Origin of the sequence: Rouxiella chamberiensis (assembly GCF_026967475.1) — a bacterium.
Classification (GTDB): domain Bacteria; phylum Pseudomonadota; class Gammaproteobacteria; order Enterobacterales; family Enterobacteriaceae; genus Rouxiella; species Rouxiella chamberiensis.
In genome coordinates, this window is the sequence record NZ_CP114058.1 from 3,788,026 (window position 1) to 3,801,510 (window position 13,485).

Here is a 13,485-nt window from a genome sequence, read left to right on the forward strand (position 1 = left end):
GATTTCCTTCATTTAAAGAAAAGTTAACTACGCGCAGACGATGCCGACGCGGATCCGAACTGGCGGATTCGGGTAAACGAGACGTCGCCGAGACCGGAAATATTCAGTGCGATATCGCCATTCAGCGGCGAGATACGCACCACCTTCACCGTGCCGCCAAACTCTACGGGAACACTTTTTTCACCGCTGTCGGTTACCACGTCGAGGGTATATTTGCCGGGCGGCAAGCCGTTTTTCTGCGGATCAACAGTGAAGTCGTGCTCTCCGGCAGGCAGCGGGCCGAGCGCAAGCTTGTGGTCGGTGCCAAATCGGTCTTTCAGATACACCGTGACGGCGCTGGCCGGATGTTGCAGCGTGATGCGCGCGTTGAGGCTTTTATCGGCCAGTTCTATCGAGTCGGTTTGTACCATCACGTTTTGGCCGACCAGGCTGGCGGTACTCAGCACCTGCAGGTTGCTCATCAACGTGTTGCTGTTGGCGGTGATTTTCGCCACGCTGTTCAGCGACTGGGTCTGCGACATCTGCGCAAACTGGCTGGCTATCTGGTTGCCGTCGAGCGGATTGGCGGGGTCCTGATGAGTTATCTGATTGACCAGCATGCGCATGAACATATCTTCATTGTTCTGGATGCCGTTGCTCTGCGGCGGGATGGGCGCTTGGGTCGCGGTCGCGCCGTAGCTTGCCGAACTGCTGTTAACATTCATGGATTAACTTCCTCCCAGATTGAGCAGGCTTTGCTGCATACTTTTCACGTTGTTCAGCACGTCAACGTTGGTCTCGAAACCGCGCGAGGCGGACATCATGTCGGCCATCTCTTCCACCACGTTGATCTCCGGATAAAAAACGTAACCTTTGGCGTTCGCGAGTGGATGATGAGGTTCGTAGCGCGCAACGCTGCCGCCGGTTTCCACCACGTCGAGCACCTGCACGCGCGCGCCGGCAATGGCGTTATGGTTCAGCAGCTGACTGCTTTGATACACGGCGGCAAACAGCGGATGACGCGCCTTGTAGACCGACTGCGCATCGGCGGCAGGCGTTTCGGCGTTGGCCATGTTGCTGGCAATGGCATTTAATCTGACGGTTTGTGCGGTCATCGCCGACGAGGAAATGCGATAGATATCAGTGAAAGCCACGGTTATTTCCCTTCTATGGCCTGATTCAGGCCGCTGAATTGCATCTTCAAAAAAGTGATGCTGGTCTGGTAGTCGAGGGCGTTTTTGGCAAACTCGGCCTGCTCAACGTCCAGCGCGACGGTATTGCCGTCCATCGAAGGTTGATACGGCACGCGGTATTTGATTTGCACCGCCGACGGCAGGCCGAAACTTTGCGTTGCGCGTTGCATCTCATGTGAAAAATCAATATCTTTTGCCTGGAAGTTTGGCGTATCGACGTTAGCCAGATTCGCCGCCAACAGCTCTGCTCGGGAAAGTCGAAGCTGTAGGGCCGAAGGGTGGATACCCAACGATTTCTCAAAACTGATACTCACGACATTTCCTTTCTCGGCGTCATCGCAGGGTTTGCTCAATCACCTCATGAGCAATAACTATGCCAGGATGACAACGCTATGATTTACAATGCTTTTAGTTTTTATCGACCGCTGCAACGGAAGTCTTTTTCCGCCTGATGGCCCTGATTGGCCTTCCTCTTCTGCTTGGGTCCGCCGCTCATGCCGCCTCGGGCGATCGCGGTGCGCGCCGACAGGTGTATGCCGAAGCCGTGCGTCTCGCCACCGCCGACCTGAAAGCGCAGGCGCAACGCGAGCAGTGGACGGACTATCGCGCCAGCTTCACGGTATTTATCCCCAATGACATTTCCCGCAATGCCGCCTGTAAAACGGCGCTGCAAACCGCGATCCCGACGGCCGAACAAAGCAGCCTGCTGCGGATGCGTTATGACATTCGCTGCGAAGACGGGCCGGGCTGGGAGACATCGGTAACGGTAAAACCGACGCTCTATCTGGCAATTCTGGTGAGCACGAAAATGCTGCCACGCGGCGCGCGCCTGACGTCTGACGATATGGAATTCAAAAAACGCAATATCGCCACGCTGTACGGCAATTTTCTCACCGACAGGGACAGCGCGCTGGGGCTGACGCTCAAGCGGCGAGTCCTCGCTCAGCAGCCGCTTTCACCCTCCGCACTGGAACAGCCGACGCTGGTGGAACGAGGACAATCGGTGGTGCTTGTCGCCGAGCAGCAGGGCGTTTCCGCGCATACGCTGGGCGAAGCCTTGCAAAAAGGGCGGCGGGGCGATCTGATAAAAGTCAGAAACGGCGCCAGCCAGAAAACAGTGATGGCGCGGGTGACCGACGTGGGGGTGGTGACCGTGATGGCGTTGCCCGTTCAGTAGCGCGTCGCGACAGACGAAAAAAATTAAAGTTTTGGCCGCGGCGTGCCGCCTGTTGTGGGTATGAAAGAAAACTTCCGCCTGAAATCAAACAGGCCGTGCAGGACGTTTATCGGGAGCAATAAATGAAAATCAATTCAGGACCTATCCGGCCGGTTGCGCCAGTCAGAAATCTGCGCAAACCGGACGCCAAGTCCGCCGTGACTCGCCCCGTGCAGGCAGACGGCGTGCTGTCTTCCACCTTGCAGGCGGCAAGGAAAACCCTCGCCGAGATGCCCGAGGTGGACAACGATCGCGTAGAAGAGATGAAAAAGGCGCTGGCGGAAGGCCGATTCTCTGTGTGCCTCGAGACGCTGGCAGACAGCATGCAGCAGTTTTACAGAGGGTGAATGGCCCGTCGACTGCGCAGTCCGTCACCGCATTGCTCAAGCTTCTCAATGCCGATCGGCAGGATTATCAGCAGCTGATAACGCAGCTTGAGCAGCAAAGACAGCTGATGCTGCGTCGTCGCGGCGCGGCGCTTTTCGAGCTTAACGCGGCGCTGACGGCGGTTTATCAGCGCCTGAGCGCCCACGCGGTGCTGCGTCATCAATATTTTATCGCACTTGAGATACCGGCCAGCAGCGCCGGTTTTGACATGCTGGTGAAACGCCTGCCGCCCAGCCATCACCCTGCTCTTAACAGCCTGTGGCGGCAGTTGGCAAAGGCTGCGCTGACCTGCAAACGGCTTAATGAGCGCAATGGCGCGTTGTTGACCCTACAGCGCGACCTTCTGGCTCCCTGGTTCGACAGAGAGCAAGATTACATTTATAAAGAATGAGTTAGAGGGAAATCAGGGCAAGGGCAAACGGCACCTTGTTGGCTTCCTCGCCTGCCTCTTCGCCGCCACCTTCAGAGTGCGGCGTTTTCTCCGCTGTCATTGCATAGGCGCTGAACACCTTGATCAGATTTTCATGGTCGAGCGGTAAATCGAGCGAAATCAAAAGCGCAGACAGTAATTTCAGCCCATGAATATCTTGCATCAGCTGTAAAAATTGCTGGCCGAGACTGTGTTCGGAAGCTAGACAGAAAGGCCGATCGTAGAGGCGATAAAGCAGATAGTTGCGCCAGATGTGGTCCTGCGAGGCAAAGAAAGGCACACAGCGCTCGCGCCAGAGCGTTTTCAGGGCATGGTGCCGTTCGGCCCGCTGCGCCGGGCTAAACAGCGCCAACTCGGTCAAGGCCAGCATAAAAGCCATTTTGTCGATAAGCGGCAAGGCGAGCGGAAAGGATTGTTTGCCCAGCGTGGCAAAGGCGCGAGTTTGCCTGTCGGGCAGCGGCGGCATCAAGGCACATTGCTGCTGAAGCAAGCCACGCTGTGCCAGCTCGCCAAGCTCATGACTCAACGTGTTCAGCGCCAATACGGCGTCGGACACGGTAGGGTCGCACGTTGACGCCTTGCTGATAAGCACGCCGAGGCCGTAGAGACTTTCATCGAAAGACAGATAAGGGTCAATCGCCAGATTGATGGACAGCTGATTCAACGTCTGTTCAAACGGGGTCAATGTAGAGGCGGCCCGGGCGGTGGATTCGTCGACGTGCAGCACAAAGGCCTCGGGATTGAGTAACACCTCGCGGCAGGCACGTTCGCAGCCAAGCCGCAGGCTTTCGCGCTGTTCGTTTGCCCAAGTCCGCGTTACCGCCACGTTTTCCGCGCCAGAGGCAAGGCAGTAAGCGCAGGCGCATCGATCGACGTATTGACGGAATTTCAGGACACATTCTGGAGTATAGAGACTCATTTTCGGACCTTTTGCTTTTTGGCCAATGGCTTGTCGTCGGCAATTTTGCGGAAGAAACGGTGGGCTGAATCCACGGGCTCAGGCTCTTTTGGATATCGCAGGGTCGGCAGATAGGCAAAGCTTGGGTACATCGCAAGCCAGGTATCTCGCTGCATCAGGGACGTCCAGAACTGGTCGAGTCGATAGATTATCTTTTCTGGCTGCGCCAGCAGCAGCGTCAAACCCTGCTGATAATTTTCGATTAACGTCGAGAAATAGGGCTGATTGACGGCATAGGCGCACGGGATTTCGCCATGATTCATTTTGACAATGCCCGGCAGCACCACGGAAGGCGCAATCCTGTGGTGATCGACGCCCAGCATCATCACCTGCCATTCGACGTGTTCAAGCGCCTCAATCAGCGTGTTGACCTTCGCAATGGCTTTCTCCTGATGAAGAAAGTGCAGATTGGCGTGCAGTATCAGCACGTTTTTCCAGCCCGCCTGCTGCGCCTGCGTCAGAATCTCGAGATGAGTCTGGCTTTCGGCGATGGCGGGATGCGGATGTCTGTCGAGCGAAAAAGGCAGCAAACGGGCGCTGTCCATCCCCATCTCCTGCCAGCGGGCCTGCAGTTGCTGCCACTGTTCCTGATCCCTGTTTTCCACGACCACGGCGATTTTTTCGAAAGCCTGCCAGTTCACTTTTTGCGAAACCGGCGCGTGGCTCATGCGGCGGTAATGTGCCCGCAGGGTTTTGTCGGCAATAAAATCTTTAAGCGTAAAGTCTGCGGGCGTGCAGCTCTCCATCACAAAATCTTTGTCATAGGTATTGTTGCTGTGCGAAATACAGAGAATGCTTTTTTCCGCCGCGATTTGCAGCACTTGCTCGGTAAAGCCTTTGAGAAAAACATGCTCCTCGGCAATCATCGCCTTGTCATCGTAAAGATGGTTTTTCAGAAAGTCGCGATGATAGGCAAAGGTGCCGTTTAGCGCGTAATACGGCCCCAGCGAACTGGTTTTATAGATTTTATCCAGATGGCTGTACCAGATGTAGATTTGCCCGGAAGCGGAGAACAGCGCCCGTGTTTTCTGCATTTCGCGCAGGGTGTAGGAGATTTTATCGGGCGGATAATAGTCGTCGTCATCCATGCACAGCAGGTATTCGCCTTTTGCCAGCTTGTTCAGCATGTTGCGTTTTTGCCCCAGATACAGCCGCTCGGGGCTAAAGATATAGCGCACGTTTTCGCCGCTGTGCTCACCCAGAAGCTGATCGACAAGGTCCTGACTGCTTTGCGGGGAATCGTCGAGAATGACCAGTTCGCGCCGGTCTGCCGGATAATCCTGATATTGATAGATGTATAATAAATAAGGCAAAAAATGACGGCGGTTATAGCTTGGCACGATCACGCTGACAAAGGGGTATTCGTCGGCACTTATCGGCGCAAGCGCCTGCGACCGGCTCCTGCTGATAAGCGCAGTCAGCAGATGCTTGCGTGCACTTTTGGAAGTAACAACCTGTTTTTTCTTTGAATTCATCGCAGTTCCCTCTGAAGTCTATTTTTTTAGTGCCTGAAGCCGCACCCAGCATTGAACGGATTGGGCATCCGTCACCTTTTGCTCGCGGCGCTGCGTTTCTCTCGACTGCGCGAGGTATTGCTCGTTCAGCACGCACTCCACCGCTTTTTCCCGTCGCGCCTCGGCCAGCAGTAGCCGTTGCAGCCGCTGTTGCTGCTTGTCGGCCAGAATCTGCTCCTGTTTCTGCCAGTCGATGAGCCGCTGAATATGGTGCTTGTAGCCGCACTGGTTATTCAGCTGTATGGCTAAACCGCCCTCGGGCTGGCGCGTACTTTCATAAAGACCGGCTAGCGCCGCCAGAGTGCGCTGATACCGCTGACAGAGGCTTTTCTGCTGGCCTAGCTCGCCGGTGAGGCTGTCGACCTGGCGTAAACGCAACTGCTGGAACAGCGCCAAACTCTCGATTGCCTGGGTCATGAAAGCTCCGGCGCGGCGCGGCAGGCCTCGGCATTGATAGCCATCACGGCCGACATGGCCTCGGGCAGAGAGACGTGATGAACGATTTCCTGCTGCAAGAGCCGTTGAATGGCCGGATGCAGGTTAACCGCGCAGTCGAACGAGGCCGAAGCGCCCGCGACATAGCCGCCAAGCGGGATCAGCGGTTGAATGCTCAGATAGTCGGCGTACAACTGTTTAACCCGCCGCGCGGCCTGTTGATGTTCGGGCGAAGTCACCTGATTCATGCAGCGACTAATCGACTGGCTGATATCGATGGCGGGATACTGGCCCGCTTCGGCCAGTTTGCGCGATAACACGATGTGGCCGTCCAGCACGGCGCGCGCGCAGTCGACAATGGGGTCCTGCTGGTCATCCCCTTCGGCCAAAACGGTGTAAATGGCGGTCATCGTCCCCGAACTGCTGCTATTTCCTGCACTTTCGACCAGCATCGGGATCGCCGCAAACGCGGTAGGCGGGTATCGTTTAGTCGCGGGCGGTTCGCCGAGCGAAAGCGCAATTTCGCGCTGCGCCATCGCGTAGCGAGTCAGAGAATCGACCAGCAGCAGCACGTCCTGACCTTTGTCGCGATAATAGGTGGCAATGGCGTGACAGATTTCGGTGGCGTTAATGCGCATCAGCGGAGATTCGTTGGCGGGAGCCGCAACGACCACCGATTTCGCCATTCCCTCGGCCTGAAGCGCGTTTTCGATAAATTCCCGAATCTCGCGCCCGCGCTCGCCGATAAGCCCGACGACGACGACATCCGCCGCCGTACAGCGGGTGATCATCCCGAGCAGTACACTTTTACCCACGCCGCTACCGGCCATCAATCCTATACGCTGGCCTTTGCCCATTGTCAGCAAGCCATTGATTGACTGAATACCCGTGTCCAGCGGCGTATCGATCGCGCGGCGGGTCAGCGGATGGATCGGCAGCAAGGGTTGCAGCAGCGGCGTGTCGCCGTACAGTTTTCCCCTGCCATCAATCGGTTCGCCCAGACCGTTGACCACACGGCCCAGCCAGCCGTCGCCGACCTGAAGCGACGGGTCCTTTTCGGCGGGCAGAACGCGTGCGCCCGCCATCAGATCGGTGGTCGGCTTGAATAACATCAAAAAGGTGACGTCGAGCTGAAAACCGACGACCTGTGCGTCGATAAGCTGACCCTGACGCGTCTCTACCTGACACCGCTGACCAATGGCCAGACGGCAGCCCACAAATTCGAGCAGCATGCCGTTAACACGGGTCAATCTGCCCGCAACGCGCGCCAGATTGATGTTATCCAGCGATTTCAGGGCATTATCGAGATAATCGCTGTCACTCATCGGCTTTCTCGGGCAGCAGACTGGTGCGCAAGCCGCTGATGCACTGCGCGAGACGGTGCTCACAGCCGACGTCCAGCTCGGCATTATCGGTAATGATGCGACATTCTCCGGGGAGCATGGCAGGCTCGGGCGTGAGGCCCCACAGCGCGGATTTTTCGGCATCGATATCGGTAATTCGCTGATATTCTTCTGGATTTAGCTTGATTTTTAACATGGTGGGGCGCACGTCCATGCCCGTTAGCGCTTCGTCGATCAGCGCCAGCAACTGCGTAGGTTGCAAGGCCAGTTCACAGCGAATGACCTGCCGTGTGACCTTTTCAACCAGCTGCAACAGCTCTTCGCGACGGCGTTCTTCATAACGTTCCTGCGCCTGATTCATTTTCTCGACTAATTGCGACAGCGGCTCTGCGGCTTCATTGAAGGCGGCTTTTTCGACCCTCTGAGCATCGACGCGCCCTGTGGCCATGCCTTCGGCGAAGCCGTCGTGACGTCCCTGCGCAAAGCCACTCTGCCTGCCATCTTCCAGCCCTTTGGCAAAACCCTGACTGACACCCTGCTGAAAGCCGTCGTTTAATCGTTGCTGATATTCCAGCCCCGTGGGCAGCGTTTCTTGCTCATTTTGAGGCGCTTTACGCAGCGGTGGAAACCGATGCAATCGCGGCGTCGAGTCTGCATAGGGTCGCGTTTTCTGTTTATTGAAAGGGGCCATTATTCCAGCGTCCGTTCTGCAAAGAGCTGGATCTGAATGTCGCCCAGCTCGGCCATGTCGCGTACCTGCGCCATAATGTCCTTGCGCACCTGCTCGATGCGGCTGACCGGCACCGGCCCCAGCCGATCGATGGTCGATTTCAGCAACTGCGCCTGCCGTTTCGCCATCGCGCCAAAAATGGCCGCCCGCAGCACGGGTTCGGTGCCTTTCAGCGCCACCGCCCAGTCGTTCAACGTGATCTCTTCCACAATGCGCTGAAGGGTGTCGCTGCTCTGACGGCTGAGAATAAAGAATTCGTACATCTCGTTTTTCAGGGCGTTGACCATGCTATCGTCGCGTTCGCCAAGGTGGTCCAGCATCTGTTGCTGATTGCCCGGAATGCGGTTCATAATGTTGGCGGCGCGCTTCAAACCAACGACTTTCGAGCCGTGTTCGGAAAGCATCGCCAATCCGGTTTCTATAAGACGGTCCAGTTCGGCTATCACGTCGCGATTCACATCATTGAGTTTGGTAATGCGGTACAACACTTCGTCCTGACGACTCGACTCCAGAAAAGACAGCACCTCGGCGGCGACGTCGGGCGGTAAAAAAGCCAGAAAAACCGCCTGTAGCTGCAAATGCTCCTGCTCAATCAGCGCGGCCAGCTGCAAGGTGTCTATCCATTGCAGGCGCGCCATGCGAAAGCGAATCTCATCGCCATAAATGCCGTTAATCACGTTTTTGGCAATCTCGCCGCCCAGCGCATTTTGCAAAATGGTGTGCAGATAAGTTCGCGACGCGCCGTTGATTCCGCTTTGATCGCGATAGTCTTCAAAGAAACTGTTGATGGCGAGTTTGGCCTCGACGATTTTTATCCCGCGCAGCCGCGCCATGGTTTCACTGATAAGAATCACCTCTTCACGGCTGAACTTCTTCATCACATTGGCGGCGGCCTCTTCGCCGATACTCAGCAGCAGGATGGCCGCCTGTTCAATGCGGGTATGCTCGGAGCCGGGTACCGCTTCGCTCTGAGCCGTTGCTTTACTGAGGGTCAGATTGCTCATGACAGTTAATCCATTGTTTGATGACTTCAGCGACGCGATCGGTTTCCGAAAGGGTCAGGGCCTGCAGACAGGCAATTTTTTCTTCAATGCCGGAGCTTAGCGGCAGGAATGCTTCTTCACTTTCAAACACGTTGCGGCGGGTGAGGTTGTCCAGCGTTTCGGCGGCCGACAGTTCGCCCGTATCCGGCGTCTCGCTGCCGGTTTCCGTTTGCGGCGTCGACCCCTGTTTTATCAGGTAATGACGCACAGCCGGGCGCACGACGAAAATAATCAGCAGCAGCGCCAGCAGGCCCGCGATGAGGATTTCGGCCCAACGCTGCGCTGCCGTGTCCTGCCACCAGAGAAGGGGCGTCATGTCGATATCGGGCTGCGGCGTAAAGGCCATCATCTTCAGGGTGAGCACGTCGCCGCGGGTGCTGTCGAGACCGGCGGCATTGGTCATCAGCGTGTTCAGGGAGTTAAGCTGCGCGTCCGTCCATTTCGCCAATTGTGGCGCGGACTGGTTCAGCACGATGGCGATGCTCATTTTCTCCAGCACATAGCCCGGATAACGGACGTGGCGAATCTCGCGATCGTAGGCATATTTGCGCTGCGCCTGATTGCGGGTGGAGAGCGCCTGAGGCGAGGCGGCATCGACCTTACTGGCGGGGCGATTGCTCAACGAGCCGGGAATGCCGAGCGCCAGCTCGTTGGTGGTATTTTCCTGATTGATATTTTCGTCGCTGACCTTCGGCGCACCCGACAGGCGCTCTTCGGTTTCTTCGACGCGGCTTAGATTGAATATAGGCGTAATACTGAGACGGAAATTATTTGCGCCGACAATGGAAACCAGCAGGTCGCCCAAATTTTTGCGGGTGTCGTTTTTCAGCCTTTCGGCCAGTTCGCGGCCATTTTTGGCAGAAGGCACGCCGTCATGCTCGGCGATATAGGATTCAGACAGCAGGTTGCCGTGCTGATCGACCACGCGGACATTCTCGCCTTTCATGCCGGGCACGCTGCCTGCCACCAGTTGAATCACCGCGCCGACCTGTGCGTCGCTCAGTCGCTGACCGTAGCGCAGGTGAACGATGACGGACGCACTGCTCTCCGGTCGGGTACTGACAACGAAGGCACTGGGTTCGACCATCGCCAGATGAACGCGCGCGTGTTCTACCGCGTCGAGCGCCATGATACTTTGCGCCAGTTCGCCTTCCAGACTGCGCTTGTAGCGGACATTCTGCATAAACTGGCTGCTGCCGAGCATCTGCTCCTTGTCCATCAACTCATAACCCGAGGGCGTCAGCGCCGTAATGCCTTTGGCTGCCAGCGCCATACGCGCCCTGGCGAGATAGCGGTCTTTGACCAGAATCTGGCCGCTGTCGGGATTTACCCGATAGGCGATGGCTTCTCCGCCCAGCACCTCGACGACCTGTGCGACGGGAATATTTTCCTGCGAGCCGAACAGCGCAACATAATTCGCGCTGTTGCCCCACAATGACAGCGCAATGGCGGCCGTCATGACCAACGCGGCGGCGGCAACAAACAGCGGATTCTTACCGCGCGGCAATGTTATCTGCCGTAAAGAGTGTTTTATTTTATCGAGCACGATTTTGCCTTAAAGAGCGGTGTTCATGACTTCATCCAGGCCGGTCGTCAATTTATTCCTGACCTGAACCAATGCCGAAAAAGCCACGCTGGCTTTCTGACTCTCGAGCATCGTGCCGGAAAGATCGTCACTGATACCCATATCGACTGCCGTTTGTTTATCGCTGGCGCTTATTTGCAGATCGTTGACATTATTTATCGCGCCCGCCAAGACTCCCGAAAACGTCATTGCCGGAGGCGGCGAAACCGCGTTGTCTTCAATAATGCGCGGTTGAGCGCCGACCGCTAATGAATTGCCCCCGAGAGCGGCCATCCTTTGCATATCCTGCAACAGTTGCCGCTGGGTATTTTGCATACCCACAGCCGTGAGCTTGTCCATTTTTTTAACCCGCCTGATTGACGAAAGTGAATTAGGAATAACAGTCGATACCGATGCCTTTTTGCCGCATGGACGCCAGACGATAACGCAGGGCGCGGGTGGTAATGCCCAACGACTCGGCGGTTTTGGATTTATTTCCCTGACATTCGCGCAATAATTCGTTGATGTAATGATATTCCGCCAGTCGGCCGTGCTGTTTGATATTATTTTTCAGACTGTCTTCGGGCGGCGTCGAAAATGCAGAGTCGTGACTATGTTTTGGCGCAGGCGGTTCGGCCTGCTGCGGCAATAAACCAAGATCTTTTGGCGTGATAAGATAATTGTCACAGAGAATAATGCCGCGCTGAATAACGTTTTCCAGCTCGCGCACATTCCCCGGCCAGTCATAGTGTTCAAGCAATTGCAGCCCCTGCGGTGAAAGTCTCGCCTTATTGAGCAAGGTGGCCTGATATTTATTGAGGAACAGCCGGGTCAGCGGAAGAATATCTTCCGGCCTTTCGCGCAGCGGGGGAATATGAATAGGCACGACCGAAATACGATAAAAAAGATCCTGTCGAAAATGGCCGTTGGCGACTTCGGTAGGAAGATGTTTATTGGTTGAGGCTATCAGGCGAATATCGAGCGGTATCCGCTCGTGACTGCCAATCCTTTCCACCTCGTGCTCTTGCAGCACACGCAGCAGTTTTGCCTGCATATTCATCGGCATGTCACCGATTTCATCCAGCAGCAGTGTGCCGCCGTTGGCCTGCTCGAATTTGCCTTTGACGCTGCCGAGCGCGCCGGTAAATGCCCCTTTGACGTGGCCGAAGAGAATGGCTTCAATCATGCTTTCGGGAATGGCCGCGCAGTTGACGGCGACATAGGGCAAGCCGTCGCCAAGGGCGCAATGATGAATATAACGCGCAACATGCTCTTTACCCGTTCCGGTTTCACCTGTAATCAGGGTCGGAACGTTGAAATTAGCGACTCGACGCGCCAATGCCATGATATTCAGACTCGATTGAGATCGCGCGATATAACTCACTTTATCATCCGTGTCATTATAGAGGTGCATTGATGCTCCGCCCGTTGTGCTTTCCATCATATTATTCCTGACCGTTATTTGCAGGATATCGGCATGAATTATATGAAGTTGCGAATTAAGTTTGAACAGGACTTGTCTGGTAGTATTTTGTTGATAAATATAAAATCATGAGGTGGAGGTATTTTTCCTGACAATTCGTAAAACTGTTGTCTTTATTTCAATGAATTAAATAACAGCGTCATTTCAATGTGGCTCAATTATTAAATAATGTTGAATTAATTAAATTAATCATCAATCGATACAACCATTTATCGCGGGCTTATTGTTTTTAACCAGAATGTCGTTGCAATATTAATTCGATGGGGTTCAAATTGGCAGATTAATATAATCATTCCTGTCCCTCCGGTGAGCGTATGAAAGGAAATAATAAAAATATTAAAATCTTCTCCAAAGATAATGCGGCGGGAGTCATTCCTATCGACGTGGAGAAATTAGGTCGGCCTTATCATAAATTACCGAAGGTCGTGCTGGCCTGTTTCGACAGCATTGACAGCAGCCTGGTTTATTACTTTTTAAAGAAATACCGAATGAGTATTTCTCTGGAAGCAATAACGTTCGACGAAAATTATGTCGCCAGACAGGTAGAGGTTTTTTCCAATTCGGCAGGCAATATCGGGTTCGATCTCGACCGCGAACTGTTGCTGGGCATTCTTGATGACTATTACGGATTCCTCAAAGAGGAAGGCCGTTCTGGCTTGCCCGCATCCGCGTCTGGCAACGGCAATACGCCGCTGACCAAAACCGAAGAGCGGTTGAAAAATACCCTGGGGATTGAGCTTGCCGAGTGGGTGATAAATCAGGAAGCCTTCGGAGCACCTACCCCGTGTAAAACCGAGCATGCCGCCCAGATTGGCGAATGGGCTTACCGGCTGACCTTTGTATTGGCAGGCGGAAAGGGGGCGTTCTATCTGTTTCTGGATACCGGCAATGTCGACCGTCTGCTGTGCGTTTTGCGCCAGCCCACCGGCTCGCTTACGACCTCGTTGTGCGCCACGCCGCATTCGATTGAATCCCTGCCCGTCAGGCTGCATGGCAAATTGTGCAGCCTGAGCCTGACGCTGGCGCAACTTTTAGGGTTGAAAGAGGGCAGCATTCTGCCTGTTTCGCTTCCCGATACCGTGGCCGTTTTTGTCGGCAGAGAACAAATCTTCAACGCGGTCGTCGCAGAAGATCGCGGAAAACTTTTCTTTTCAGAGTTTACAGACACAACAAGCGAGAACAAGCATGACTGAGCGCGAAGAAACCCCCT

General features: G+C 55.1%; 16 protein-coding genes. 4 read left to right on the forward strand and 12 right to left on the reverse strand.

Translation table 11 applies throughout. From position 1 onward, the window contains the following. Positions 1-23: 23 nt before the first annotated feature. From O1V66_RS17595 to O1V66_RS17605, 3 genes are read right to left on the reverse strand one after another with little or no spacing between them, the layout of a single operon-like run. Positions 24-704 (reverse strand): flagellar hook capping FlgD N-terminal domain-containing protein, encoded by a 681-nt coding sequence (locus O1V66_RS17595; RefSeq protein WP_052673444.1) that lies wholly within the window; start codon positions 702-704, stop codon positions 24-26. A gap of 3 nt (positions 705-707) precedes the next feature. Next, a complete protein-coding gene (flgC, locus tag O1V66_RS17600; protein ID WP_045048836.1) occupies positions 708-1,133 on the reverse strand; it encodes a flagellar basal body rod protein FlgC in 426 nt (141 codons plus the stop codon). 2 nt (positions 1,134-1,135) lie between these two features. Then, a complete protein-coding gene (locus tag O1V66_RS17605; protein WP_045048835.1) occupies positions 1,136-1,486 on the reverse strand; it encodes a flagellar basal body protein in 351 nt (116 codons plus the stop codon). Positions 1,487-1,623: 137 nt separating this feature from the next. Between O1V66_RS17605 and flgA the strand changes: the two genes are divergently transcribed. The 3 genes from flgA (at position 1,624) to O1V66_RS17620 (ending at position 3,166) form a co-directional block, all read left to right on the forward strand. Beyond that, on the forward strand, positions 1,624-2,349 hold the full coding sequence (gene flgA / locus O1V66_RS17610) for a flagellar basal body P-ring formation chaperone FlgA (protein ID WP_045048936.1): 726 nt from the start codon (positions 1,624-1,626) through the stop codon (positions 2,347-2,349). A gap of 122 nt (positions 2,350-2,471) precedes the next feature. After that, positions 2,472-2,735: a flagellar biosynthesis anti-sigma factor FlgM gene (gene flgM, locus O1V66_RS17615; protein WP_052673442.1), complete on the forward strand. Its 264-nt coding sequence runs from the start codon at positions 2,472-2,474 to the stop codon at positions 2,733-2,735. Then, on the forward strand, positions 2,732-3,166 hold the full coding sequence (locus O1V66_RS17620; protein ID WP_045048834.1) for a flagellar protein FlgN: 435 nt from the start codon (positions 2,732-2,734) through the stop codon (positions 3,164-3,166). The genes flgM and O1V66_RS17620 overlap by 4 nt, the downstream gene beginning before the upstream one ends. A 1-nt stretch (position 3,167) precedes the next feature. Here the strand turns inward: O1V66_RS17620 and O1V66_RS17625 are convergent, their stop codons facing one another. The 9 genes from O1V66_RS17625 to O1V66_RS17665 are packed head-to-tail and all read right to left on the reverse strand — an operon-like array spanning position 3,168 to position 12,206. After that, a complete protein-coding gene (locus tag O1V66_RS17625; RefSeq protein WP_045048833.1) occupies positions 3,168-4,124 on the reverse strand; it encodes a hypothetical protein in 957 nt (318 codons plus the stop codon). Further along, complete coding sequence (locus O1V66_RS17630; protein ID WP_082051041.1) at positions 4,121-5,638, reverse strand: glycosyltransferase family 2 protein; 1,518 nt, start codon at positions 5,636-5,638, stop codon at positions 4,121-4,123. The genes O1V66_RS17625 and O1V66_RS17630 overlap by 4 nt, the downstream gene beginning before the upstream one ends. A gap of 18 nt (positions 5,639-5,656) precedes the next feature. After that, a complete protein-coding gene (gene fliJ, locus O1V66_RS17635) occupies positions 5,657-6,094 on the reverse strand; it encodes a flagellar export protein FliJ (RefSeq protein ID WP_045048832.1) in 438 nt (145 codons plus the stop codon). Further along, positions 6,091-7,437 carry a flagellar protein export ATPase FliI gene (fliI, locus tag O1V66_RS17640; protein ID WP_045048831.1) on the reverse strand — a complete coding sequence of 449 codons (1,347 nt, stop codon included), beginning with the start codon at positions 7,435-7,437 and terminating at the stop codon, positions 6,091-6,093. Before fliI ends, fliJ begins: the two co-directional genes overlap by 4 nt. Further along, entirely contained in the window at positions 7,430-8,146 is a 717-nt protein-coding gene (gene fliH, locus O1V66_RS17645) for a flagellar assembly protein FliH (RefSeq protein ID WP_045048830.1), read from the reverse strand. Before fliH ends, fliI begins: the two co-directional genes overlap by 8 nt. After that, a complete protein-coding gene (locus O1V66_RS17650) occupies positions 8,146-9,189 on the reverse strand; it encodes a FliG C-terminal domain-containing protein (RefSeq protein ID WP_045048829.1) in 1,044 nt (347 codons plus the stop codon). Before O1V66_RS17650 ends, fliH begins: the two co-directional genes overlap by 1 nt. Next, on the reverse strand, positions 9,167-10,774 hold the full coding sequence (gene fliF / locus O1V66_RS17655; RefSeq protein ID WP_269127933.1) for a flagellar basal-body MS-ring/collar protein FliF: 1,608 nt from the start codon (positions 10,772-10,774) through the stop codon (positions 9,167-9,169). The genes O1V66_RS17650 and fliF overlap by 23 nt, the downstream gene beginning before the upstream one ends. 9 nt (positions 10,775-10,783) lie before the next feature. After that, positions 10,784-11,152 (reverse strand): flagellar hook-basal body complex protein FliE, encoded by a 369-nt coding sequence (locus O1V66_RS17660; RefSeq protein ID WP_045048827.1) that lies wholly within the window; start codon positions 11,150-11,152, stop codon positions 10,784-10,786. A gap of 31 nt (positions 11,153-11,183) precedes the next feature. Next, positions 11,184-12,206, reverse strand: a complete 1,023-nt coding sequence (locus tag O1V66_RS17665) for a sigma-54 interaction domain-containing protein (RefSeq protein ID WP_045048933.1) — start codon at positions 12,204-12,206, stop codon at positions 11,184-11,186. Between the two features lie 383 nt (positions 12,207-12,589). On the opposite strand from O1V66_RS17665, the gene O1V66_RS17670 reads away from it, so the two are divergent. After that, the gene (locus tag O1V66_RS17670; RefSeq protein ID WP_045048826.1) at positions 12,590-13,468 is read left to right on the forward strand and encodes a FliM/FliN family flagellar motor switch protein; all 879 of its coding nucleotides are present in this window, start codon (positions 12,590-12,592) and stop codon (positions 13,466-13,468) included. Positions 13,469-13,485 lie beyond the last annotated feature (17 nt).